The sequence below is a fragment of the uncultured Oscillibacter sp. genome (assembly GCF_910587525.1).
In the GTDB taxonomy this organism is placed as follows: Bacteria; Bacillota; Clostridia; order Oscillospirales; family Oscillospiraceae; genus Oscillibacter.
In genome coordinates this window covers 1-20,776 of record NZ_CAJULS010000003.1, presented here as the reverse complement: position 1 = coordinate 20,776, position 20,776 = coordinate 1, and the positions used below count along the sequence as shown (strand labels likewise).

The following is a 20,776-nucleotide window of genomic DNA, read 5'->3' as shown; positions in this document are numbered from 1 at the left end:
CTGTTGAAATTGGGGGAATATCCGGCGCGGCTTCGGCTGTGCGTTTTTCCGCCCTGCTCGAAACCGCAGGGGCTTTGCCCCCGCACCCCCACCGCCCTTTGAAAAGGGCGGCCCTAAAATGATTACTCGTCCAGCTTGAGAACGGCCAGAAATGCCTCTGTTGGAATCTGTACGGACCCCAGGGAGCGCATTTTTTTCTTGCCCTCCTTCTGCTTTTCCAGCAGCTTTTTCTTCCGGGTGATGTCGCCGCCGTAACACTTGGCCAACACGTCCTTGCGCATGGCCTTCACCGTCTCCCGGGCGATGACCCGGCCGCCGATGGCCGCCTGGACCGGCACCTCGAAAAGTTGACGGGGGATGTTCTCCTTGAGCTTCTCACAGAGCTTCCGGGCCCGGGGATAGGCCTTGTCCTTGTGGGCAATGAAGCTGAGAGCGTCCACCTGGTCACCGTTTAAGAGCAGATCCACCTTCACAAGCTCACTGGGCCGGTAGCCCGAGAGCTCGTAATCCAGGGAGGCGTATCCCCGGGTATTGGCTTTGAGGGTATCGAAGAAGTCGTAGATGATCTCGTTTAAAGGCATCTGATAGTGGAGCTCCACCAGGTTGGTGTCCAGGTACTGCATGTCCTTGAACTCTCCCCGGCGCTCCTGGCACAACGGCATGATATTGCCCACATATTCGTTGGGGGAGATAATGGAGACCTTCACATAGGGCTCCTCCGCGTGTTCAATGGCAGAGGGGTCCGGATAGTTGTGGGGATTGTCCACCGCCACCATGGAGCCGTCGGACTTGTAGACGTTGTAGATAACCGAGGGAAGGGTGGTGACCAGGTCCAGGTCAAACTCCCGCTCCAGCCGCTCCTGAATGACCTCCATGTGGAGCATCCCCAGAAAACCGCACCGGAAACCGAAGCCCAAGGCCACGGAGGACTCCGGTTCAAAGGAAAGGGAGGCGTCGTTGAGCTGGAGCTTCTCCAGAGCGTCCCGGAGGTCGGGATACTTGGAGCCGTCCTCGGTGTAGATACCGCAGTAGACCATGGGCTGAACGGGGCGGTAACCCGGCAACGCCTCCGCCGCGGGGGCGGCGGCATCTGTCACGGTGTCGCCCACCCGGGTGTCCTTCACATTTTTGATGGAGGCGGTGAAGTAGCCCACCTCTCCGGCCTCCAGCTTTTCGCAGGGCTCCAGGCCCAGGGGCAGCAGGTGTCCGCACTCCACGATGCTGTAGCTGGCGCCGGAGGCCATCATCTTCACCGTCTGGCCTGTGCGGACACTGCCCTCCATAATGCGCATATAGACGATGACGCCCCGGTAGCTGTCGTACTGGCTGTCGAAAATCAGGGCCTTTAGGGGCGCGTTCACATCTCCGGAGGGAGGCGGAACGTTTTTCACGATGTCCTCCAGCACGGCGTCGATATTGACGCCCATCTTGGCGGAGATCTCCGGCGCATCCAGGGCGGGCAGGCCGATGATGTCCTCTACCTCCTGCTTGGCCTTGGCGGGGTCGGCGGCGGGCAGGTCGATCTTGTTAAAAACGGGGAGGATCTCCAGGTCGTGCTCCATGGCAAGGTAGGTATTGGCCAGGGTCTGGGCCTCCACGCCCTGGGTGGAATCCACCACCAGCACCGCCCCCTCGCAGGCGGCCAGGGACCGGGAGACCTCGTAGTTAAAGTCCACGTGACCCGGGGTATCGATGAGGTTCAGCTCGTAGACTTCCCCATCGGCGGCGGTGTAATTCAGCCGGACGGCCCGGGCCTTGATGGTGATACCCCGCTCCTTTTCCAGGTCCATGTTGTCCAGGAGCTGGGATTCCATCTCCCGCTGGGAGACTGCGTCACATTTTTCCAGCAGGCGGTCCGCCAGGGTGGATTTGCCGTGGTCAATGTGGGCGATGATGCTGAAATTTCGGATATTGGATTGTTTTTCCATATCAAAAGACCTCCTTTTTGATACCCGGCGGGTATCAGGGGAAATAGTATTCCTGCGGAATCCGCCCCACAGGGGCGGGACGGAGGAGTCCGGCCTCGGGCCGGGGACGACAGCCCGCCGGACCCCGGCGGGCTTGGGGATGCACCCCCCATTCTCTTTTCTCTGTCTTGCCAGAGAAAAGAGAATGCGCCGTGCACGGTGGAAGAGAAAAGAGAGGCGCTTTGGGTGCTTGCGGGAACCTTACACGCCGATTGGTGATTCGCGGTTTGACACCGCGTGGACGCAAGGCCTCCGGCATCTCTTCCCGCGCTTCGCGCATGGCCTGGCACATACAAGGAGATATCTCCCGTTTACTCCTTATTCGTTGGGGTGGTCATGACAGACTAAATCGTCTATGGTAATACCATAGAAATCCGCCAGCGCAATCAGCGTTGACAATTTAGGCTCCCGAAGGCCCAGCTCATAATTTTGATAGCCTTTCCAGCTGAGGCCGATTTTTTTCGCAAGCTCCATTTGCTTTAGACCATGAGATCTTCTCAGTAGTAAAAGATGCTCTGGAAATGTCATAATGTCCTCACTCTCTATTGACAGGCGTGGATACATATGTTACTATAAGTATATAAACATAGATTTTCAATTGCGTTTTTATGGGGGGTATTCATGGAAGACTATATTGCTGCTTTGTTGGAGAATTTAGAAGAACACGACCGGGAATATCTTGGATGGGAGTATTTCATTCAATCGGAACGGGTGATGGAGGCCATAGAGGCGCTGCATAAAACCCTTTCCTGTGAACAGAAAAAGCTGTTTCGGGATTACGAAGAAAGGCAGACCGCACTTGACGCCGCAGGCAGAATGGCCCTGGCCCGCCAAGCCTTTTTGCTGGCAAAAGAGCTCTACCATTGACAAGCTGGCAGAAGTACAGGCCATCCCAAGCAAAACCCGCTATGCGCGAAGCTCGGGAAGAGAAAGAAGTCCATGCATCCATGCATCAAGTCTGCCGGGCGCCCTTCAATTGAAGCGAAAATTTCCCGCGAGTGCCAAAAGCGTCTTTTTCTCTTTTCCCCGCAAGAGGGACGCCGCATCCCTAAACGGCAAAGCCGCCAAGAGCTGGCGGTGGACCGTATACGGCCCGCCAAGGTGAGCCGCGAAGCGGCGAGAGGGCCCTCTGGAGGATTTTCTCTTTTTCTGCGCTCAGAAAAAGAGAAAATGGGGGGTGCATCTGCCCAGCCATCATCATGGCTGAATCCCGCGCGCTGCCCGCCAGGGCAAGAATAATTTCCGCCCCGCGCCTGAGGCGCGGTCACTCCCCCTCACCGGGGGCAAAGATGCCCTCATAATCATAGTTTACCACAAACTTCCGCAGCGCGTCCAGCCTCTGCCGGCGGCTTTCCGCCGTCAGGCGGTACTCCCCCGTATTCATGGCCTTGGACATCTGATAAGTGACCCGCCCCGCCACATGGATGTGATCTGCGTAGTTGTCCAGATTGGTGATGACCTCCAGATCATCCATGAAAAATTGCAGCTCCGCGTTGCCATAGCCCAGCAGGGTCTCTGTCACCTCGTCCAGCATGGCGAACACCGCCGCCGTCTCCCCAAGGCGGTCCGTCTTATCCCAGAAGAGAATGCTGTACGGCGAGAAATAGAAGATAAACTCCGTATCCGGATACTTTTCCAGCCAGCCGGTCACCTCCCGCAGGTTGACCACGTAGTTCTCCCGGAACCAGTCCGCCGGCTTTGCCGCCTCCCGGCGCTCCGGCCGGCCATAGCCCCCCAGGGCCTCCTCACGGTTGAAGGACACGTTCCCGTCCCACACAAAGGCGTCCTGAAGCGTCTGGGTCTCCCCCTGGACTTTTTTCAGCACAGTGTAGGCCGAGCGCAGCAGGGCGTCCTTGTTCAAAAGGTACTGTCCGTCGTTCCAGGGATTGCCGTCATAGAGATACCCCGGCAGCTGGTCCGGCTCCTCCGCCGGGCTGCGGGAGAGGAGGTTGGGGTCCAAACCGAAGATGACCCGTTTCACATCCTGACAGGTGTTGGCATAGTCCAGAGCCTGGCCGAACTCCCGGAAGCCTCCGTTGGGGAAGGTGACCTTCACCGTGGAGGTCTCATAGAACACGTCGAACCAGAAGGGGCGGTAGTTGGCGGCCAGAGACGAGCCCAGTAAAATGGTCTCATACTCCTGGCTCCGCAGCAGTCCCGCCCCCTGGGCCCGCTGGTCAAACCAGACCTCTCCCTCCGGGTCCGGGGTGTGGTAGTGGAAAAAGGGGTCCACCAGACGTACCGCGGCGGCGCACAGGGCCAGCAGGCCCACCGTCACCGCCAGAAGGACTGCCGTCCAGCGCCGTTTCGCATTTTTCAAGGCTGTCCCTCCTAAAAGTTAGAGTAGATAAAGGCGGCGGTACTGGAGAAGGACAAAGCCGCCCAGGCCAGCAGCCCCCCGCAGACCGCCGCCCGGCCCAGAGTGGGCCGGAAGTCCTCCATCCGCCGGATGACGCTCCGCCGCCGGAGGGACACCGCCAGCCCCAGACCGAACAGCGCCAGGAGCACTAGGCCCGGCGTCCACTTGGCCGCGGCGGCGGGCAGCAGCGTCCGCAGGGCCGTGGCCTCGCTGTCCAAAACTCCGGCTGCCAGCGTATCCAGGGGCAGCCCGCCACCGCCCGCCACGGCGGCACGGAGCAGGGAGCCCGCCGCCGCCAGACTGGGCGCCTGGAAGAACACCCAGGCCAGATTTACAAACAAAAAGGTCATGGCCCATTGCAGGGCTTTGGGCAGCCGCTCCCGCCGGGGGCCCCACAGCCGCTCCAGCACCTGGGCCAGGCCGTGGAGCAATCCCCAAACCAGGAAGGTCCACCCGGCTCCGTGCCACAGGCCGCTGATGAGATATACAATCAGGATGTTGACGCAGGTCCGCACCGGTCCCCGGCGGCTGCCCCCCAGGGGGATATACACGCACTCCCGCAAAAAAGCGGTCAGCGTCATGTGCCACCGCTTCCAGAACTCCCCCACACTGAGGGCGCGGTAAGGGGCGTCAAAATTCACAGGGAGCCGGATGCCCAGCAGCCGGGCGCAGCCGGAGGCGATGTCGCAGTAGCCGGAGAAGTCCAGATAGAGCTGCAAGCTGTATCCCAGAATCACTGCCCAGGCGGCAGAGGCCGTCAGCCCATCTCCCAGCGCCCAGCCGTTGGAGACCACCGTGCCCAAAGGGTCTGCCAGCAGCACTTTTTTCGCCGTTCCCAGGGAGATGGCATACAGCCCCGCGGCAAAGTCGTCTCCCTCTGCCCGCAGGAGCTTTTCCCGCAGCTGGGAAAAAAAGTTCTGGGGTTTCAGGATGGGGCCGGAGCTTACTGCGGGAAAGAAGAGGGCGCACAGCACATATCCGCCCCCCTCGCCCCGCTCCAAAGCGAAATCTCCGGTATACGCCTCTTTCAGCAGCCACAGCTGCTGGAAGGTGAAGAAGCTGAGTCCCAGGGGAACAGGGCCCATGGAAAATTGTCCAGCCGTAAAAAAGGCGGTATATTTATAGAGCAGCAGTACGGCAACGTGCCAAGCGGCCGCCAGTGCAAGCGTCCGTTTCCGTCCCTTTCCGCCGGACTGGAGACGCCCTGCGGCCCTCCAGGTTACCAGCAGACCCGCCCCAATGGGCAGCAGCTCCCAGAGACTTCCGCAGCTCCGCCAGTAAAAAAACAGACTGGCAGCAACCAGGGGCGCCGCGTTGGCCGCGGCAAATCCGGTCACGACCCGGCGGGCCGCCCAACTGCCCCAGAGGCGGCAGATGCACACGGCCAGGGCCAGAAATACCAGAAAGCCCAGAGACTGAAAACTCATGACTTACTCTCAGACAGGGCGCTGAGCCGGGCATCGGCGGCGCTGAGGACCTGGGTCAGGCTCTGGCAGCGGCCGGGGTAGGCGTCGGCAATGGCGTGGCTGCTGAGATTCGGGAACTCCGCCTTCTGGGCCGTCTGCCCCCGCAGGGCACGGGCGTACCTGGCCTCGGACAGCTTCATATCCGCTCCGGCCAGCCCCATGGTGCAGGCGGCGGGGTCCAGGGAGAAATACGCCTCGTTGGCCCCGGCGGCGCGGTACAGATGGCGGTAGAGCTGATAGACGGCGCTGGAGAGATACTCCGACGCCGCATTGATGGCGGCTTTGTCCCCCAGCTTGCCCAGAAGACCGAACAGCACCCCCACCGCGCCGGAGAGCAGCTTGCTTTGGAGGGTGGCCAGGATACTGCCCTGGAGCACGTTGCCCGGCTCGGCGGCATTCAGGATCTCCTCAGAGGTCAGCATACTGCCCTCCCGGGACAGGGTACGGCCCAGAATGAAGTCCGCGGAGACGTGGTAATAGTCGCAGGCCTTGACCACAAATAAAAGGCCCGGTTCCCGGATGCCGTTTTCATAGTGGCTCAGCAGGGCCTGGGAGATACCCAGGTCCCCGGCGGCGGTGCGCTGGGAGACGCCCCGCTCCTGCCGCAGCAGGGACAGCGTCCGTGAAAATTCAGAAGCCATAAATTCTTTCTCCTTTCGGGATTCTTTACAATACGCAGGGTATAGTTTATCAAAAGAGCTACCATTTGTAAAGAGAAAAAAGCGGACGCCCGTGCGTCCGCCTGCACCGTTTTTCAAAATAATCCCACCTGATTGGGCAGCACGTCTCCGCCGATGCCCCGCAGCTGCTGGACATTCTCCTCCCACAGAAGGTCCGCGATGGCCATCTTCTGAATGATGTGCTTTACCGTGGCATCCAGGGCAGTGCCCTCGCTGTAGTCCGCCGGGAAGATGAAGTCCACCCGGCCCTTGGACAGCAGGTCCTCCACCCCCTGTCGGTTTCCCTCCTGGTACACGGCGATGGCCTGGCCGCCGTAGGCCCGCATCATCTTCATACAGGGCACATCCGAGAGGCCGTCCCCCATGTAGACCATGTTGGTAAAGGGCACCCGCTTGCTGTCGTCAGGCATGGAGTCGTTGAGGGTCTTGTCATCGGACACGTCCAGCACGCCTTTGTTGATCCGGTAGACAAACTGGGTCTTGGCAGTGAAGTTCACCGCCAGCTTGGGCCACACCGGAACGCCGCTCTCATCGTAGTAGAACTCACTGGCATAGATCTCCTTGAACTCGCCGCTGATGGCAGAGCCCTCGATGATCTCCCGCAGGCCGGAGGAGATGATATAGTGCTCCACCTGGACGCCCAAGGTTTCGCCATACGCGTTGATCCGGCCAAACCAGCCCTCCACACCGGGAAACAGTACGATATCCCGGCCCTTGTCCACCAGGTCCGCCCTGGTGAAAGGCAGGTTTTTCCGCTCCGCCTCCCGGAGCATGGTATACATATAGGCAAGAATCCCATCAATGCGGTTGCGGCGGCCAAAGCCATTGGCCTCCGCCCAGAACTCCGCCGGGGTCATCCCCAGGCTGGGGATAAAGGCATAATTCTGCATGTCCGTGGTACAAAGCGTCTTGTCGAAATCGTATAAAAAGGCAATGATGGGCCGCTGTTTCATGCCGGTTCCTCCTCCGGAAAAAAGCGGCTCCTGTCCAGAGCCGCTTTGGGGTCACGTTCCGCTGGTATAATTGGGACCAAACTTCAAGTCGTCCAGCTTGTCGAACTTGATGCGGCGGGTGGCCTCCAGGGACTCTGCCTCCTCCCTGGCAAAGGGGTCTCCCTCGGGATAGGGGGGCTCCACGGCGGCAGGCGCCTCCTCGGGCGGGATCTCTGCGGTTGCAGTCGCGGGCACAGGCAGTTCCTCCGGCGCGGCCGGGGCAGGTGAAGGCTCCTCCGCAGAGGACGCCGCCGCAGGCTCCCTGACCTCCTGGACCGGCGCCGCCGCAGGAACGTCCACAGGGACGGAGATGTCCACCGGCAGCTGGGGCAGTTCCTCCAGGAATTTCAGCTCCTGGCCGCATACTTTTTGAATCGCGGCAATAAACCGGGCCAGCTCCCGCTGCCCCTGGCGCAGGCGCTCCTCCGCCGCCTCCACATCCCGCTGGATCTGGGCAATCCGTTCCCGGGCGTCCGACTCCGCCTGGGCCAGCAGGTTGTCCCGCCGTGCCTCGGCCTCCCGGACGATGGAGTCCGCCATCTTCTGGGCGGTGAGAAGAGTTGCCCGCATGGAGTCCTCCGTGGCGCGGTAGTCCTCCACCTTTTCCACCAGAACCTTCATCTTGGCTTTCAGCGCCGCGTTTTCCTTATACAGCGCCGTGTAATCGTCGGTGAGCTCGTCCAAAAACTCGTCCACCATGGCCATATTGTATCCGCCCATGAATCCCTTCGTAAAGGCATGGGAGGAGACTTCCTGCGGTGTCAGCATTCCAGCAATACCCCCTGTCAGCGCTGTTCTCTATTAAAAATACAGTCCGTTGTTCTCCAGCTCATCAATCAGGTCGCCTTCAATATCCACATGATAGGGCGTGATGATGTATGTATTGGCAGCTACCTTCTTGATTTTGCCCTCTCCGGCGTAGGCCACACCGGAGAGAAAGTCGATCAGCCGGCGGGCAATGTCCTTGTTGGTGGACTCCAGATTCAGCACCACCGTCCGCTTGTCCTTCAGATGGTCGGCAATCTCGGAGGCGTTCTCAAACCGCTCCGGCTTCACCAAAACCACCTTCAGCTGGGTGGTGGCGTGAATGTTGACCACTTTGTTGTGGCGGTCGTCGTACTTGCTTCGGCGGTCCTCAAAGACGTCCTTGCGGACTGGCTCTTCAAACTCCTCAAAGTCATCGTCCTCGTCTTCATAGGGATGGGTCCATTTTTTCAGCTCGTCAATAATGCTCATAGCAAAGCCTCCTCAGTGCGCTCCGGGCGCAAGATCATATTCCAAAGCCCACCCTGAGGCGGCTTCGCGCCGGGCCAAATGCGGTCCGTCCGGTCACAGGCTGTAATCACGCTCGCCGAAGATGGCGGTACCCACCCGAACCATGGTTGCGCCGGCGCGGACTGCGTCGGCGTAGTCGCCGCTCATGCCCATGGAGAGATACTTTAGTTCATTATGGAACAAATTTTCATCAATGTCAACATAAAGTGTATGAACTTCCTGAAAATACCGCATATTGGTCTCCCGATCCGCATCCGCGGGGGGGATCGTCATGAGGCCGCACACCTGCACATGGTCTCGGGACAGCGCGGCCTCCGCTGCGGCGAAGATATCACCGGGGGCAAAGCCGCTCTTGGCTGCCTCGCCGCCGATGTTCACCTCCAGCAGAATATCCTGCCGGAGCTCCAGCCGGGCGGCGGTTTTCTCAATCTCGTCCAGCAGCTCCAGAGAGCCCACGGACTGGATCAGAGCCGCATGCCCCACCACCTGCTTGACCTTGTTGCGCTGGAGGTGGCCGATGAAGTGCAGCGGCGCGCCGTCATAGGCATTTTCCGAGAGCTTTTTCACCATCTCCTGTACCCGGTTCTCCCCCAGTGCGTCAATCCCGGCGGCAATAGCCTCCCGGCAGGCCTCCGCGCCGTTCATTTTGCTGGCTCCCACCAGAATGATCTCCTCCGGTCTCCGGCCGGCCTCTCTGGCGGCGTCCGCCAGCTCTGCCCGCACCCGGGCAATGTTCTCCGCAATGGACATAAGCGCTCCCATCCTCTCCTCTATTCTCTTATGACTTTCCCGTCGTACAAATCTCTGGCTGTGACGATCACCTCATCCCCGGAGCGAAGAATACGGCCTGCCCGCGTGGAAGCGGAGCGGAGCAGCACAAAGCCCTCTCCGCTGTAAAGCACCTCCACCGGTTTAAAAACAGCCGTCACACCCACCACGCAGTACACACCGGTGGTCTGGACCTCCGTCTCCCTGCCGTCCTCGTCGGTGACAGTCCGGGGAACCACCCGCAGCGCCTCCTGCGGCACCCGGATGCCGCTCATGGTATTCAGGATGACCTCCGCGCTCTGCTGGCGCAGCAGCGTCAGCTGGGCCAGGTCATATTTCCCCTGAAACACCACCACGGACCGCCCGTTTTCTTCCCAGCCCACGGACTGAACAGTCACGTCCAGGTCCCGGGCCACGTCCTTGGAAAACCGCAGAGAGACGCTGCCGGCCTCCTGAATATCCTTGATCTCACCGGTGCGCAGGGCGGCGGCGTAATACCAGCTGTCTCCCAGAATCAGTTTTCCCACATGGGACCGGACCGTGCTGTCCGCCCGCACGGCGCTGAGCTGAGAGGGGGTCAGTTCCTGGATACTCTCCGGCGTCAGCACAGTCTCGTAGCCGTCCACCACAGCGGAATACAGCCCCGATACCGGAGCGCTGATCCGCCGGGCGGACCCCGCCGCCTGACGGCGCAGGTCTTTGAGCTCCTGCCGCAGGGACTCCAGCTGTCCATCCAGGTCGTCGCCCGAGTATGTATAGTCCCGCTTCATCACCAGGGCCCGCAGCTCGCTGCCGCGGCTTTCCACGGTATCCAGCCGTCCGCTGGCCAGGGCGGCGCGCACCGCCAGCAGGTCCTGGGTGATCTGGCTGTCCAGCTTGGCGGAGGCCTCGTAGCTGAGAGAGGCGCTCTGAACGTACTCCAGCTGTTCGATCCTGGCCTCCAGCGCGTCGATCCTGCTCTGCAGGTCCAGGGAGGCCTGGTCGGCGTAGACCGATGCCACCGTGCCGCCCACGCTGATCCGCTCTCCCTCCACCCGGGCCAGCCGCAGCAGACCGCTGTCGTTGTCCTCCAGCACCTGTTCACTGCGTACCACGTAGCCAGAGGCGTCAATGGTCTCATCCACCGTATAGGCATAGGCCACAGTGGTGGTGAGCGGGTCGCCCAGATAGCGCAGGGACTGGTAGCCAAAATAGACCGCTACGCCCAGGCACACCAGCAGCATCAATATTCTGGTTGCAAAAGAGGTGCTTTTCATAGGGGGCTCCTTCGTATCTGCCGTAATGCTCCAAGAACCGGCAGGCCTCCGTCTCCGCCAGGTCCACGGGCCTTGCCGGGGCAATGGTCGAAATCGTGTTTTTGCAAATCATCCGCTGCCTGCCGCCCCACAGGACGGTATGTCCCGCGGGGACCCCGCATGCAGCTCAAACCGCTGGGCAAAGCCCGCCGGTTTCAAGGTTTTGCTCCGCAAAACGCTTGACGCCATTCCGGAGGTTCGCCTTCGCTCGCGCTCCGGCAAGCCTCCGTCTCCGCTAGGTCCACAGGCCTTGCCGGAGCGATGGTTGAAATCGCGTGCTTGTAAATCACCTGCTGTTTGCCGTCGCTGTCCAAAACTACTACGAAGGCGTCAAAGCCCGTGATGACGCCCCGCATCTGGAAGCCGTTCATCAAAAACATGGTGACCGGAAGCCTGTCCCGCTTGGCCCTGAGAAGAAAGATGTCCTGTAAATTAGCTTTTGTCTGCATACTGTCCGCTCCTTTTTTCTTTCATAGGCGGACAGCCGCTATGTACAATCCGCCCTGGCTCTAGAATACGCCAGCGGCGGACAGGATTTCCGTCGAAATCCGTAGGGCTTTCGCAAAATCCCGCTTTTTTTCCCAATATATCCAGTGGATGTCCGGATTCCGCCGCAGCCAGGTCAGCTGCCGCTTGGCGTACTGCCGGGAGCGAAGCTTTACCTCCGCGATGGCCTCCGCCTCCGTGCGCGTGCCCTCCAGCACCCCCAAAAACTCCTTGTATCCGATGGCCTGCATACAGGTGGCGTCCCGGGGCAGGCCCCGCTCCAACAGAGAGCGGACCTCCTCCAGAAGCCCCTGCTCCACCATGGCGTCCACCCGGCGGTCAATGAGGGCCTTCATATCCTCCCGGTCCGCAAACTGGAGTCCGATCCACACGGCGTCATACCGGGGCGGCAGATTTCTTGTCTCCGCATTGTGGGCGGTGATGGTCTTCCCCGTCTCCCAAAAAACCTCCAGGGCCCGGAGAATCCTCTTCCCGTCCGACGGGTGCAGCCGCTCCGCTGCCGGCCGGTCCACCTGCCGCAGCTCCGCCAGGAGGGGCTCGATCCCCTCCCGGTCCAGCCGTTCCTGGAGCCGCCGCCGGACCTCGCCTCCGGCAGCGCCTGGGGCGAAACCGTGGCCCCGGACAACGGCGTCCAGCCACAATCCCGTGCCTCCCACCAGGATGGGGAGTTTCTCCCGGGCCAGAATACCGTCGGTGACGGGGATGGCCTCCTGGGCATACCGGGCGGCGGACCACCGCTCTGCCGGGTCCGCCACGGCCACCATGTGGTGCGGCACACCGTCCATCTCCGCCCCGGTGGGGGCGGCGGTGCCGATGGTCAGGCCCCGATAGATCTGCATGGAGTCGGCGGAGACCACCTCGCCGCCGTACCGCTTTGCAAGGGCCACCCCCAGGGTGGTTTTACCGCAGGCCGTGGGGCCCACAACACAGACGATCCTGCCGCCCATGTCAAAATTCCCGTCCCAGAGCCCGGGCCCGGGCGCAGGCATCCTCCATAATGGACGGAGCCTGAGCGGGGTCCAGGTCCAGGCCGCCGGCAAACACATAGTCAAACCGGGGGATGCCGAACATGGCGGCAAGCTGCCTCCAGTAGAGCACGCCAAGGCTCTCCGGCCGCTCCAGATCGCCGCCGGTGGTGAGATAAGCCAGCCGGGAGGCGCGGCAGTCCCCGTGACAACCATCGGCCTCATAGTGGTAGCAGAGGCCGCAGGCGGAGACATGCTCAATGTAGACCCGCAGGACGGCGGGAAAACTCAGATCCCAGAAGGGAGCCGCGACGGCGATCCTGTCCGCCCGCTGAAATTGCCGGGCCAGGCCGAACACCGGAGCGCTGAACTCCCCCGCCCTGGCCAGAGCATCCCGCCGGTCCAGGGCCTCCGGAGTGAAGGGGGCGATATCCAGCCGCTCCAGCACCGCCGTTTCGATCTCCGCCTCCGGGCGGGCCGCCCGGAAGCTCTCCAGAAAGGCCTCCATCAGAGCGCGGGTCCGGGAGGCCGGCCCCCGCTGGCTGACGCAGGCGTCAATCAATAAAAGTTTCATATCAATCCTCATTCAATATGGTGGTGACGACAGGCTTTCCGTCCCGGCCCAGCAGAGGCGTCAGGCCGCCGGCGTAGCGGAAGGGGCAGTTTGCCCCGGTCTGACGGTCCACCAGGATCTTGGTCCCGATGGACATGGTATTTTGACGGTACTGCCCAATCAACCGCTGGCCTTTTTTTGCCATTTGGAGTGCCTCCTTTCTGAAATGGGGGCAGGCCATTCCCCCAGCACCCGCCTATCTCCCAGAGCCGCGCCTGACATCACGCCCTCTTAAACATCTTCTCCAGCTCATACCTGGTCAATTTCACCGCCACCGGCCGGCCATGGGGGCAATACTTCACCTCGCCGCTCTGCACCTTCTCCACCAGCGCCCGGAGCTCTGCCGGGCCGCTGGTCCAGCCGCCCTTGATGGCGGCCTTGCAGGCCATGGTATGCAGCAGATTCTCCCGCCGCTCCTCCGCCGAGCGGCCCGTCCGCAGATTCTCCGCCAGCTCCTCCAGCGTGGCCGAGACGTCTCCGGCGTCGATGTCCGCCGGGACCTCCCGCACCAGCACGGCTCCGCCGCCAAAGTCCTCGCAGCCAAAACCCAGCTGGTCCAGCAGGGAGAGGTTTTCCAGCAGCAGCGCGCCGTCCTCCCGGCTCAGCTCCGCCGCCACGGGCTGGAGCAGGGCCTGCCGCATGGGCGGCTCCTGGGCCGCTTTCAGCCGGTCGAAGTTCACCCGCTCGTGGGCGGCGTGCTTGTCGATGAGATAGACGCACCCGTCGGCGCTCTCGCAGACGATGTAGGTATTGAGCACCTCCCCGGCGAGCCGCCAGGGGGCCTCCCTAAGGGACTCCAGGGTCTGCTGGCCCGGCAAACTCTCCTGCCGCTCCGCCGGGATGGCAGGCACAAAGGGCCGCCGGAGGTCTTCCGGCGCCGCCGTCTCCCTGACAGGCGGGGCCGCGGGACGGGGCACCTCCGCCGGCGCCGGCCGGGGCGCCACCGAGGGCGGCGCCCCAAAACTCCCCCGGCTGGGGGCGGCGGGTCTTTCGCCGGAGGTCCGGCAGGCCGTTCCGCCCTGGCTGTCGGAGAGCTTTGCCGGAGGCTTCCACTCCGTGTCCCATCCCGGGCGGAACTTTTTCTCCGGGAGGGAGGCGGGTTTGGCGTCCCGCTCCCGGTAAGTCTTGGCGTCCATGGCCTGGAAAAAATCCTGCCGGGGATTCACTGTCTCCGCCGCTTTGGGCCCCGGGGCGGACACGGGGCCGCCCTGTCTTTCCAGGCTGTCCAGCACGGTGTGGTACACCGCGTCGAACACCTCCCGCTCCCGGGCGAATTTCACCTGGGTCTTGGCAGGGTGGACGTTGACATCCACGGCGGAGACCGGCAGCGTCACAGACAGCACGCAGCCGGGGAACTTCCCCTTCATGATTTGATTGCGGTAGCCCTCCTCCAGCGCCGCCGTCAGCAGCTGGGACTTGATAAACCGCCCGTTGACGAAAAAGACCTGCATGGACCGGGAGCCCCGGCCCTGGAGGGGGGCGGTGACAAAGCCGGAGACGGCGATCTCTCCGCCCCGGCCCTCCGCCGGCACCAGTCCTCTGGCAAAGTCCCGGCCCAGGGCTGCATATATGGCGGAGTCCAGCTTCCCGTCTCCGGGGGTGTGGAGGGCCTCCATGCCGTCCTTGGCGAATTTGAAGGAGATGTCCGGATGGGACAGGGCCAGATGCTGCATAAGACCCGCCACGGCGGCGGTCTCAGCGCTGTCCTTCCGCATGAATTTCAGCCGGGCGGGGGTGTTGTAAAAGAGGTCCCGCACGGAGATGCTCGTGCCCTCCGGGGCCCCGGCCTCCTCCACGGCTCCCGGCACGCCTCCCTCCAGCCGGAGGGAGGCGCCGCTCTCCGCGCCCCTCAGCCGGGTGAGAATCTCCACCCGGCTGACAGCCGAGATGGCCGCCAGAGCCTCTCCCCGGAAGCCCAGGGTTCCGATGCGCTCCAGATCCTCCGGCGCGCGGAGCTTGCTGGTGGCGTGGCGGAGAAAGGCGGTGGGCAGCTCCGTCCGGGCGATGCCGCAGCCGTTGTCGGTGACACGGATGAGTCCCATACCCCCCCGGCGAACCTCCACCGCCACGGCGGAGGCGCCGGCGTCGATGGCGTTCTCCACCAGCTCCTTTACTACGCTGGCGGGACGCTCCACCACCTCGCCGGCGGCGATGAGGTCGGCCACATGGGCCTCCAGCTGGCGGATATGGGGCATGGGGGACACCTCCTTGTTTGTGAATATCTGAAAATTTGGAAAATCATCTGAAAAAACATAGCTGGTCTGGGGAGAAAGAACCTGCTCTCTAGGGGACATCCGGCTAATTGGGGAGAATATCAAGCAGCAAGGGACACTGTGCGATGTGCTGTCCAAAGGGGCGGGTACTCTTTTCAGCGGGCCATTCCCCCCAAGGCTTCCCTCAAGTTCCTTTCACAGCAATACCGACGCAATCAGAGGGATGGTGACAATGGACGCCACCGTGGTCAGGAGCGTGGCCTGGGCCATGCACTCCTTGTCTCCGCCATACTCCAGGCACAGCATGCTGCCGTTGACGGCGACAGGCATGGCCATCTCGACGACGGTGATCCCCAGCAGCATGGGCTCCGTCCCCAGGGCCCGGAGAATGACAAACAGCACTCCCGGCAGCGCCAGCAGCCGCAGAACAGACAGACACCAGAGCCTTGGAGATTTGAACACCTGCCCGGCAGGCAGGCCCGCCAGCAGAGACCCCACTACCAGCAGCGACAACGGCACCGTCACGTTCCCCACAAAGGAGAGACACTCCCCTACGATGGCCGGGGGCCGGAGGCGGGTCAGGGCGAAGAACAGCCCCAGGACGGCGGCGACGGTGCAGGGGGTCAGCAGCTGCTTCCACTGAAAGCGCTTGACTCCCACCAGCATCAGCGGCCCCAGCGTATAGGACAGCAGGTTGAAGGGCATGGCCAGGATCACGGCGTAGAAGAGGGCCCCCGGGCCAAACAGCGCCGTGGCCACCGGATAGCCGATAAAGGCGATGTTGCCGAACATCAGGCCGAACCGCCACACGCCCTTCTGTCCTGGTGTGCCGCCCAAAAGGCGGGGCGCGATCAGGGCAAAGAGCATCTCCAGCAGGTAGAAGACCGCCGCCACCTTCAATACGGCCAGGACCTCCGACAGCTCCGGCAGGGTGTCCCCGGTGATGACCGCCGCCACGATCATGGCGGGCATGGTGATGTTCAAAATGACCTTGGAGAGCTTCTGATCCGTCTCACCGCCCAGATAGCCCAGGTGGTGAGCCAGGTAGCCCATGGCCATGGCGAACAGAATTACCAGCATCTCACGGAGGGTATCAAAAAAGCTCATGGTATTTCTCTCGATTCTCTTGAAAATTCACCCCATCATGGTCCAGATGGACAGGGCGTTGGCCGCCGCGTGGAGGGCCACAGCGGCCCACAGCGTACCCGAATGCTCATAGGCCCAGGCCAGCACCAGCCCCGGCACCAGGTACTGCACCATCAGCAAAAAATAGGTGATATCCCGGTTCACCACAGCGAACTGCCACACATGCAGCAGGGCGAACAGCAGGCAGCTGACCAGATATGCCGCTGCCCGGCTCCGGCCCTTGAGATTGCCGAAGACCAGTCCCCGGAAGAGGGTCTCCTCCACAAAGGGGGCCAGGAGTACCACGATCAGCAGCGTCATATGGGGCGCACCGCCAGCACGGGCGGAGATGGTGATGTCGTTGAGATTGGTGCGGGTGCCCACCGCCATGTGGATCAGGCGGTAAGCCAGCTCGTTGAGGCCGTACAGGGCCACCAGGCCCGCCAGCACAGTTTTGGCCGCACCGTCCAGGTTGTCCAGCAGCCGCTGGGACGTCCTGACCAGAAAGCCGTGAAAGATGATCACTGTCAAGGCCAACAGTATGTAGTAGTAAATCAGCGTCTTCAGGGCATCGGAAATGGTGATTCCCAGCAGCAGCTCCGCAAGGCCGAACAAAGGCCTCGCGGCAAAGGGCAGCACCAGCAGGTAGACGGCGAAAAACACCGTTCCCGCGATCTGCTCTCCGGTTGACATATAGGCGCCGGATTTTCGTCTTTGCATGATAATCCCTCCGGGGTATTGGGTTTGGGGTCCGATGGGGCTGGTCAAAAACAGGGAGACAACCGCCTGAAGCTGGAGGAATTCAGGGGAAATGCCCCCCCCCCCCTGTTTTGAAGATTCTCCCAGGAAGAGGGGACTGCCTCCAGCTTTCCGCAGAACACCGGCCTACTGCAGCTTCTTTTTCAGCTCATACAGCAGCCCCATGGCCTCAATGGGCGTCAGCGTATCCGGCTGGCAGCGGCGGAGGGCGTCCAGCACCTCCCCCTCCCCCAGCGAATCCAGCGACACCTGATCCGCCTCCCGCCGGGGGGCGGTGTACTGCACTCCGTTTTCCGACTCCAGCTCCTCCAGAATTTCCCGGGCCCGCTTCAGCACCTTGTCCGGCAGGCCTGCCAGCCTGGCAACCTCAATGCCGTAGCTGCGGTCCGCGCCGCCGGGAATGATCTTGCGCAGAAAGATGATGTCCTCCCCCCGGGTCTTCACCGCGATGTTGTAGTTTACCGTGCCGGAAAGGGTGTTCTCCAGGTCCGTCAGCTCATGGTAGTGGGTGGCGAAGAGGGTCTTGGCCCGCTTTTTCTCCGCGCAGTGCTCCAGCACCGCCCGGGCGATGGACATGCCGTCAAAGGTGGAGGTGCCCCGGCCGATCTCGTCCAGGATCAGCAGCGAGTCCCTGGTGGCGCAACGCAGGATGTCGGACACCTCCGTCATCTCCACCATAAAGGTGGACTGCCCGGCGGCGAGGTCGTCGCTGGCCCCAATCCGGGTGAAGATCCGGTCCACAATACCGATATGGGCGCTGGCGGCGGGGACAAAGCTGCCCATCTGGGCCAGCAGGACGATCAGCGCCACCTGGCGCATATAGGTGGACTTGCCCGCCATGTTGGGGCCGGTGATGATGGACACCCGGCCCTCCTTCTCCCCCATAAAGGTGTCGTTTGGCACAAAGAGGGCGTCCTTGAGCATCCTTTCCACCACCGGGTGGCGGCCCTGGCGGATCTCAATCACGCCGGACTCGTCCACTTCCGGACGGCAGTAGCCTTCCCGCACGGCCACAGCGGCCAGGGAACACAGGGCGTCGGTCTCCGCCACAGCGGCGGCGGCCCGCTGGATACGGGGCGCGGCGGCAGAGATCTCCCCCCGCAGCCGGGTAAAGAGCTCGTACTCCAGCGCCACCACCCGCTCCGAGGCGGTGAGAATCTCATGCTCCAGGTCCTTCAGCTCCTGGGTGATGTACCGCTCCGCGTTGGTCAGGGTCTGCTTGCGGATGTAGCCCTCCGGCACTTGGCCCCGGAAGGAGTTGGAGACCTCTATGTAGTATCCAAAGACCTTGTTGTAGCCGATCTTCAAAGAGCGGATGCCGGTCTCCTCTTTCTCCCGGGCCTCCATCTCCGCGATGACGCCCTTGCCGCTTTTCAGGATGTGCCGCAGGCGGTCCACCTCTCCGTGGAAGCCGTCCCGGATGAACCCGCCCTCCCGGACAGAGAAGGGGGGCTCGTCGCAGATGGCGCTGGCAATCAGTCCGCCCACGTCCTCCAGGGTGTCCATCTCCTCTGTCAGCTCCGCCAGGCGGCGGTCTGGCAGGGCGGACAGCTGGCCGCGGATCTCCGGGAGCTTTTCGATGGCGGCGCGGAGAGAGCTGAGGTCCCGTCCCCCGGCAGTGCCGTAGACAATGCGTCCGATCAGCCGCTCCATGTCCCCCAGGCCCGCCATGGCGGTGGTAAGCTCCTCCCGGGCAATGGTGCCGTCCACCAGCGCCGCCACGGCGGAGTTCCGCCGGTGGATGGCGGCGGCGGACAGCAGCGGCCGCTCCAGCCAGCTCCGCAGGCACCGCCCGCCCATGGGCGTCTTCGTCTTGTCCAGCACCCAGAGGAGGCTCCCCTTCTTTTCCTTGTTCCGCAGGGTCTCCGTCAGCTCCAGGTTCCGCCGGGCGGACAGGTCCAGCTCCATAAACCGGCCCTGCTCATAGTAGTCCAGGTCGTTGATGTGGGAGAGATCCGTCTTCTGGGTCTCGTAAAGGTAGCTCAGCAGCCCCCCCAGGGCCATGGCGGCCGCCGGAACGGCGGCGGGCAGGCGGGAGAGGGCCTCGTCTCCAAACTGCTTCCGGATGCTCCGCTCCGCCTCGTTGAGGAGGAAGCGGCGCTGGCCGCCGTTCTCCACCCGGCAGTGAAATTTCTCCTTCAAGACCCCCGTCAAAGCGGTTTCGGAGAAGGCGCCGTCGTTCAGGATGGCCTCCGCCGGGGAAAAGCGGCCCAGCTCGTTGACCACATGCTCCGCCCGGTCTCTGCCGGTAAAACTGGTCAGGTGGGCCTTGCCGGTGGTGATGTCGCAGAAGGCGGCCCCGGCGGAGCGGGAATCCATGAAGATGCCGCAGATGAAGTTGCTGGCCTTGTCATCCAGGCATGCGGCGTTGGTGACGGTGCCGGGGGTGACCACCCGGATAATATCCCGCTTTACCAGCCCCTTGGCTGCGGCGGGGTCCTCCATCTGCTCGCAGATGGCCACCTTGTAGCCTTTGGCGATAAGCCGGGCGATGTAAGCCTCGCTGGCGTGGTAGGGCACGCCGCACATGGGGACCTGCTCCTCCGGAGGCTTGGCGTGCTTGCCATGGTCCCGGGAGGTGAGGGTTAAGTCCAGTTCCCTGGACGCCAGGCGGGCGTCGTCGTCGAACATCTCGTAGAAGTCGCCCAGGCGGAAGAACAGGATGGAATCCGGGTTATCTTTCTTGATCTCCAGATACTGTTTCATCATGGGGGTTAGTTCTGCCATGCTTGGCGCCTTCTTTCTGTAGGTTACTGCCCAGTAGGCGGGGGATGCTGCCCCACGGGGGCGGGACGGGGGGGTTCCGCCCACGGGGCGGGGACGGGGGATTGTGCCGCTTTGCGGCACGGAATGCACCCCCCATTTTCTCTTTTTCTGAGCGCAGAAAAAGAGAAAACGGGCCGTGCACGGTCCAAAAGAGAAAAAGACGCTTTTGGCACTCGCGGAAGCATTTCGCTTCAATTGAAGGGCGCTCAGCAGGTTTGATGCTTGGACGCAAGGACTTGCTTCTCTTCCCGCGCTTCGCGCCTGGCCGGGCACGGGCTGATAGTAGTTCGTCTACCGCTTCCGGCAGACCAGCTCATCCAGACTTAAATCATAGAAATCCGCCAGAGCGATCAGTGCGGACAGACCGGGTTCACGTTCGCCGCGCTCATATGTCTGATAGGCCCGCCAGCCAATGCCGACTTTGGATGCCAGCTCTGTCTGACGAAGGCCTTTTGATTTCCTGAGTTGTAAAAGATGTTCGGAAAGTGTCATAGGACCCTCTTTTCCCGTTGACAGACACGATAGTGTCTGTTATAATAAAGCATAAAGGACACGATAGTGTTTGTCAAATGCTGGAGGGAAATTATGAAAGACTATATCAATGTTCTGTTGGAGACCTTGGAAGAGCGTGACCGGGAATATCTTGGGTGGGAGTATTTTGTTCAATCAGAGCGTGCGATGGAGGCAATGGAAACTCTGGAAAAAACATTTTCCCGTGAACAAAGAGAGCTGTTTCGGGATTATGAGGACAAGCAGAGCACACTTGACAACACAGGCAGAATGGCCCTGGCCCGCCGGGCCTTTTTGCTTGCGAAAGAAATCTACCGCTGACACCCGGTAGAAGTACAAACCATCCCAGGCGGTTCCAGCCATGCGCGAAGCGCGGGAAGAGAAGGAAGCCCATGCGTCCAAGCACCAAAACAACTTCGGAAGCATTGACAGATGCGGGAGAGCGCCCCGCAAGGTACGCCGTCAGGCGCACCCGGCAGAAGACTGGCAAGATTCATGGGCACCGGTTCAGACCAG

At 62.0% G+C, this 20,776-nt stretch carries 21 protein-coding genes; 2 read left to right on the top strand and 19 right to left on the bottom strand.

The genetic code is table 11. From position 1 onward, the window contains the following. Nucleotides 1-122 precede the first annotated feature (122 nt). A complete protein-coding gene (gene lepA, locus QZ326_RS00695; RefSeq protein ID WP_295740162.1) occupies nucleotides 123-1,928 on the bottom strand; it encodes a translation elongation factor 4 in 1,806 nt (601 codons plus the stop codon). Nucleotides 1,929-2,285: 357 nt separating this feature from the next. Next, nucleotides 2,286-2,495: a helix-turn-helix domain-containing protein gene (locus QZ326_RS00690; RefSeq protein WP_295740159.1), complete on the bottom strand. Its 210-nt coding sequence runs from the start codon at nucleotides 2,493-2,495 to the stop codon at nucleotides 2,286-2,288. A gap of 93 nt (nucleotides 2,496-2,588) precedes the next feature. On the opposite strand from QZ326_RS00690, the gene QZ326_RS00685 reads away from it, so the two are divergent. Further along, entirely contained in the window at nucleotides 2,589-2,834 is a 246-nt protein-coding gene (locus QZ326_RS00685; RefSeq protein WP_295740156.1) for a hypothetical protein, read from the top strand. 397 nt (nucleotides 2,835-3,231) lie between these two features. On the opposite strand, the gene QZ326_RS00680 is transcribed toward QZ326_RS00685, so the two are convergent. From QZ326_RS00680 to QZ326_RS00600, 17 genes are all read right to left on the bottom strand, one after another. Then, a complete protein-coding gene (locus tag QZ326_RS00680; protein ID WP_295740153.1) occupies nucleotides 3,232-4,287 on the bottom strand; it encodes a hypothetical protein in 1,056 nt (351 codons plus the stop codon). 11 nt (nucleotides 4,288-4,298) lie between these two features. After that, nucleotides 4,299-5,753, bottom strand: a complete 1,455-nt coding sequence (locus tag QZ326_RS00675; RefSeq protein WP_295740150.1) for an MBOAT family protein — start codon at nucleotides 5,751-5,753, stop codon at nucleotides 4,299-4,301. Continuing rightward, nucleotides 5,750-6,433, bottom strand: a complete 684-nt coding sequence (locus QZ326_RS00670) for a helix-turn-helix domain-containing protein (RefSeq protein WP_295740147.1) — start codon at nucleotides 6,431-6,433, stop codon at nucleotides 5,750-5,752. The genes QZ326_RS00675 and QZ326_RS00670 overlap by 4 nt, the downstream gene beginning before the upstream one ends. Nucleotides 6,434-6,546: 113 nt before the next feature. Next, nucleotides 6,547-7,425 carry an HAD family hydrolase gene (locus QZ326_RS00665; RefSeq protein WP_295740144.1) on the bottom strand — a complete coding sequence of 293 codons (879 nt, stop codon included), beginning with the start codon at nucleotides 7,423-7,425 and terminating at the stop codon, nucleotides 6,547-6,549. Between the two features lie 51 nt (nucleotides 7,426-7,476). After that, nucleotides 7,477-8,232, bottom strand: coding sequence for a DivIVA domain-containing protein (locus QZ326_RS00660; RefSeq protein WP_295740141.1), 756 nt, complete (start codon nucleotides 8,230-8,232; stop codon nucleotides 7,477-7,479). A 33-nt stretch (nucleotides 8,233-8,265) separates the two neighbouring features. Continuing rightward, a complete protein-coding gene (locus QZ326_RS00655; protein ID WP_295740138.1) occupies nucleotides 8,266-8,700 on the bottom strand; it encodes a cell division protein SepF in 435 nt (144 codons plus the stop codon). Between the two features lie 93 nt (nucleotides 8,701-8,793). Further along, nucleotides 8,794-9,489: a YggS family pyridoxal phosphate-dependent enzyme gene (locus tag QZ326_RS00650; protein ID WP_295740135.1), complete on the bottom strand. Its 696-nt coding sequence runs from the start codon at nucleotides 9,487-9,489 to the stop codon at nucleotides 8,794-8,796. Between the two features lie 20 nt (nucleotides 9,490-9,509). Beyond that, nucleotides 9,510-10,763, bottom strand: coding sequence for an HlyD family efflux transporter periplasmic adaptor subunit (locus QZ326_RS00645; RefSeq protein ID WP_295740132.1), 1,254 nt, complete (start codon nucleotides 10,761-10,763; stop codon nucleotides 9,510-9,512). Nucleotides 10,764-10,957: 194 nt separating this feature from the next. Continuing rightward, a complete protein-coding gene (gene hfq / locus QZ326_RS00640; RefSeq protein WP_295740129.1) occupies nucleotides 10,958-11,251 on the bottom strand; it encodes an RNA chaperone Hfq in 294 nt (97 codons plus the stop codon). Nucleotides 11,252-11,311: 60 nt separating this feature from the next. Further along, nucleotides 11,312-12,256, bottom strand: a complete 945-nt coding sequence (gene miaA, locus QZ326_RS00635) for a tRNA (adenosine(37)-N6)-dimethylallyltransferase MiaA (protein WP_295740125.1) — start codon at nucleotides 12,254-12,256, stop codon at nucleotides 11,312-11,314. 1 nt (nucleotide 12,257) lies between these two features. Continuing rightward, complete coding sequence (locus QZ326_RS00630) at nucleotides 12,258-12,848, bottom strand: NAD(P)H-dependent oxidoreductase (protein WP_295740122.1); 591 nt, start codon at nucleotides 12,846-12,848, stop codon at nucleotides 12,258-12,260. A 1-nt stretch (nucleotide 12,849) separates the two neighbouring features. After that, the gene (locus QZ326_RS00625) at nucleotides 12,850-13,032 is read right to left on the bottom strand and encodes a DUF6440 family protein (protein ID WP_295740119.1); all 183 of its coding nucleotides are present in this window, start codon (nucleotides 13,030-13,032) and stop codon (nucleotides 12,850-12,852) included. A gap of 76 nt (nucleotides 13,033-13,108) precedes the next feature. Then, nucleotides 13,109-15,082 carry a DNA mismatch repair endonuclease MutL gene (gene mutL, locus QZ326_RS00620; protein WP_295740116.1) on the bottom strand — a complete coding sequence of 658 codons (1,974 nt, stop codon included), beginning with the start codon at nucleotides 15,080-15,082 and terminating at the stop codon, nucleotides 13,109-13,111. 213 nt (nucleotides 15,083-15,295) lie between these two features. After that, a complete protein-coding gene (locus tag QZ326_RS00615; protein ID WP_295740113.1) occupies nucleotides 15,296-16,207 on the bottom strand; it encodes an AEC family transporter in 912 nt (303 codons plus the stop codon). 27 nt (nucleotides 16,208-16,234) lie between these two features. After that, a complete protein-coding gene (locus QZ326_RS00610) occupies nucleotides 16,235-16,945 on the bottom strand; it encodes a CPBP family intramembrane glutamic endopeptidase (RefSeq protein WP_295740110.1) in 711 nt (236 codons plus the stop codon). 165 nt (nucleotides 16,946-17,110) lie between these two features. Continuing rightward, nucleotides 17,111-19,711 (bottom strand): DNA mismatch repair protein MutS, encoded by a 2,601-nt coding sequence (gene mutS / locus QZ326_RS00605; protein WP_295740107.1) that lies wholly within the window; start codon nucleotides 19,709-19,711, stop codon nucleotides 17,111-17,113. Between the two features lie 330 nt (nucleotides 19,712-20,041). Next, nucleotides 20,042-20,242: a helix-turn-helix domain-containing protein gene (locus QZ326_RS00600; protein WP_295740105.1), complete on the bottom strand. Its 201-nt coding sequence runs from the start codon at nucleotides 20,240-20,242 to the stop codon at nucleotides 20,042-20,044. A gap of 93 nt (nucleotides 20,243-20,335) precedes the next feature. On the opposite strand from QZ326_RS00600, the gene QZ326_RS00595 reads away from it, so the two are divergent. Beyond that, a complete protein-coding gene (locus tag QZ326_RS00595) occupies nucleotides 20,336-20,581 on the top strand; it encodes a hypothetical protein (RefSeq protein WP_295740102.1) in 246 nt (81 codons plus the stop codon). The last annotated feature ends 195 nt before the right edge of the window (nucleotides 20,582-20,776 follow it).

Coding starts and splice junctions, on each gene's coding strand:
- QZ326_RS00610 (WP_295740110.1), bottom strand. CDS start 16,945: ATGCAAAGACGAAAATCCGGCGCCTATATGTCAACCGGAGAGCAGATC.
- mutL (WP_295740116.1), bottom strand. CDS start 15,082: ATGCCCCATATCCGCCAGCTGGAGGCCCATGTGGCCGACCTCATCGCC.
- QZ326_RS00630 (WP_295740122.1), bottom strand. CDS start 12,848: ATGAAACTTTTATTGATTGACGCCTGCGTCAGCCAGCGGGGGCCGGCC.
- QZ326_RS00665 (WP_295740144.1), bottom strand. CDS start 7,425: ATGAAACAGCGGCCCATCATTGCCTTTTTATACGATTTCGACAAGACG.
- QZ326_RS00670 (WP_295740147.1), bottom strand. CDS start 6,433: ATGGCTTCTGAATTTTCACGGACGCTGTCCCTGCTGCGGCAGGAGCGG.
- hfq (WP_295740129.1), bottom strand. CDS start 11,251: ATGCAGACAAAAGCTAATTTACAGGACATCTTTCTTCTCAGGGCCAAG.
- miaA (WP_295740125.1), bottom strand. CDS start 12,256: ATGGGCGGCAGGATCGTCTGTGTTGTGGGCCCCACGGCCTGCGGTAAA.
- QZ326_RS00690 (WP_295740159.1), bottom strand. CDS start 2,495: ATGACATTTCCAGAGCATCTTTTACTACTGAGAAGATCTCATGGTCTA.
- QZ326_RS00595 (WP_295740102.1), top strand. CDS start 20,336: ATGAAAGACTATATCAATGTTCTGTTGGAGACCTTGGAAGAGCGTGAC.
- QZ326_RS00655 (WP_295740138.1), bottom strand. CDS start 8,700: ATGAGCATTATTGACGAGCTGAAAAAATGGACCCATCCCTATGAAGAC.
- QZ326_RS00645 (WP_295740132.1), bottom strand. CDS start 10,763: ATGAAAAGCACCTCTTTTGCAACCAGAATATTGATGCTGCTGGTGTGC.
- QZ326_RS00685 (WP_295740156.1), top strand. CDS start 2,589: ATGGAAGACTATATTGCTGCTTTGTTGGAGAATTTAGAAGAACACGAC.
- QZ326_RS00660 (WP_295740141.1), bottom strand. CDS start 8,232: ATGCTGACACCGCAGGAAGTCTCCTCCCATGCCTTTACGAAGGGATTC.
- lepA (WP_295740162.1), bottom strand. CDS start 1,928: ATGGAAAAACAATCCAATATCCGAAATTTCAGCATCATCGCCCACATT.
- QZ326_RS00600 (WP_295740105.1), bottom strand. CDS start 20,242: ATGACACTTTCCGAACATCTTTTACAACTCAGGAAATCAAAAGGCCTT.
- QZ326_RS00650 (WP_295740135.1), bottom strand. CDS start 9,489: ATGTCCATTGCGGAGAACATTGCCCGGGTGCGGGCAGAGCTGGCGGAC.
- QZ326_RS00615 (WP_295740113.1), bottom strand. CDS start 16,207: ATGAGCTTTTTTGATACCCTCCGTGAGATGCTGGTAATTCTGTTCGCC.
- QZ326_RS00675 (WP_295740150.1), bottom strand. CDS start 5,753: ATGAGTTTTCAGTCTCTGGGCTTTCTGGTATTTCTGGCCCTGGCCGTG.
- mutS (WP_295740107.1), bottom strand. CDS start 19,711: ATGGCAGAACTAACCCCCATGATGAAACAGTATCTGGAGATCAAGAAA.
- QZ326_RS00625 (WP_295740119.1), bottom strand. CDS start 13,032: ATGGCAAAAAAAGGCCAGCGGTTGATTGGGCAGTACCGTCAAAATACC.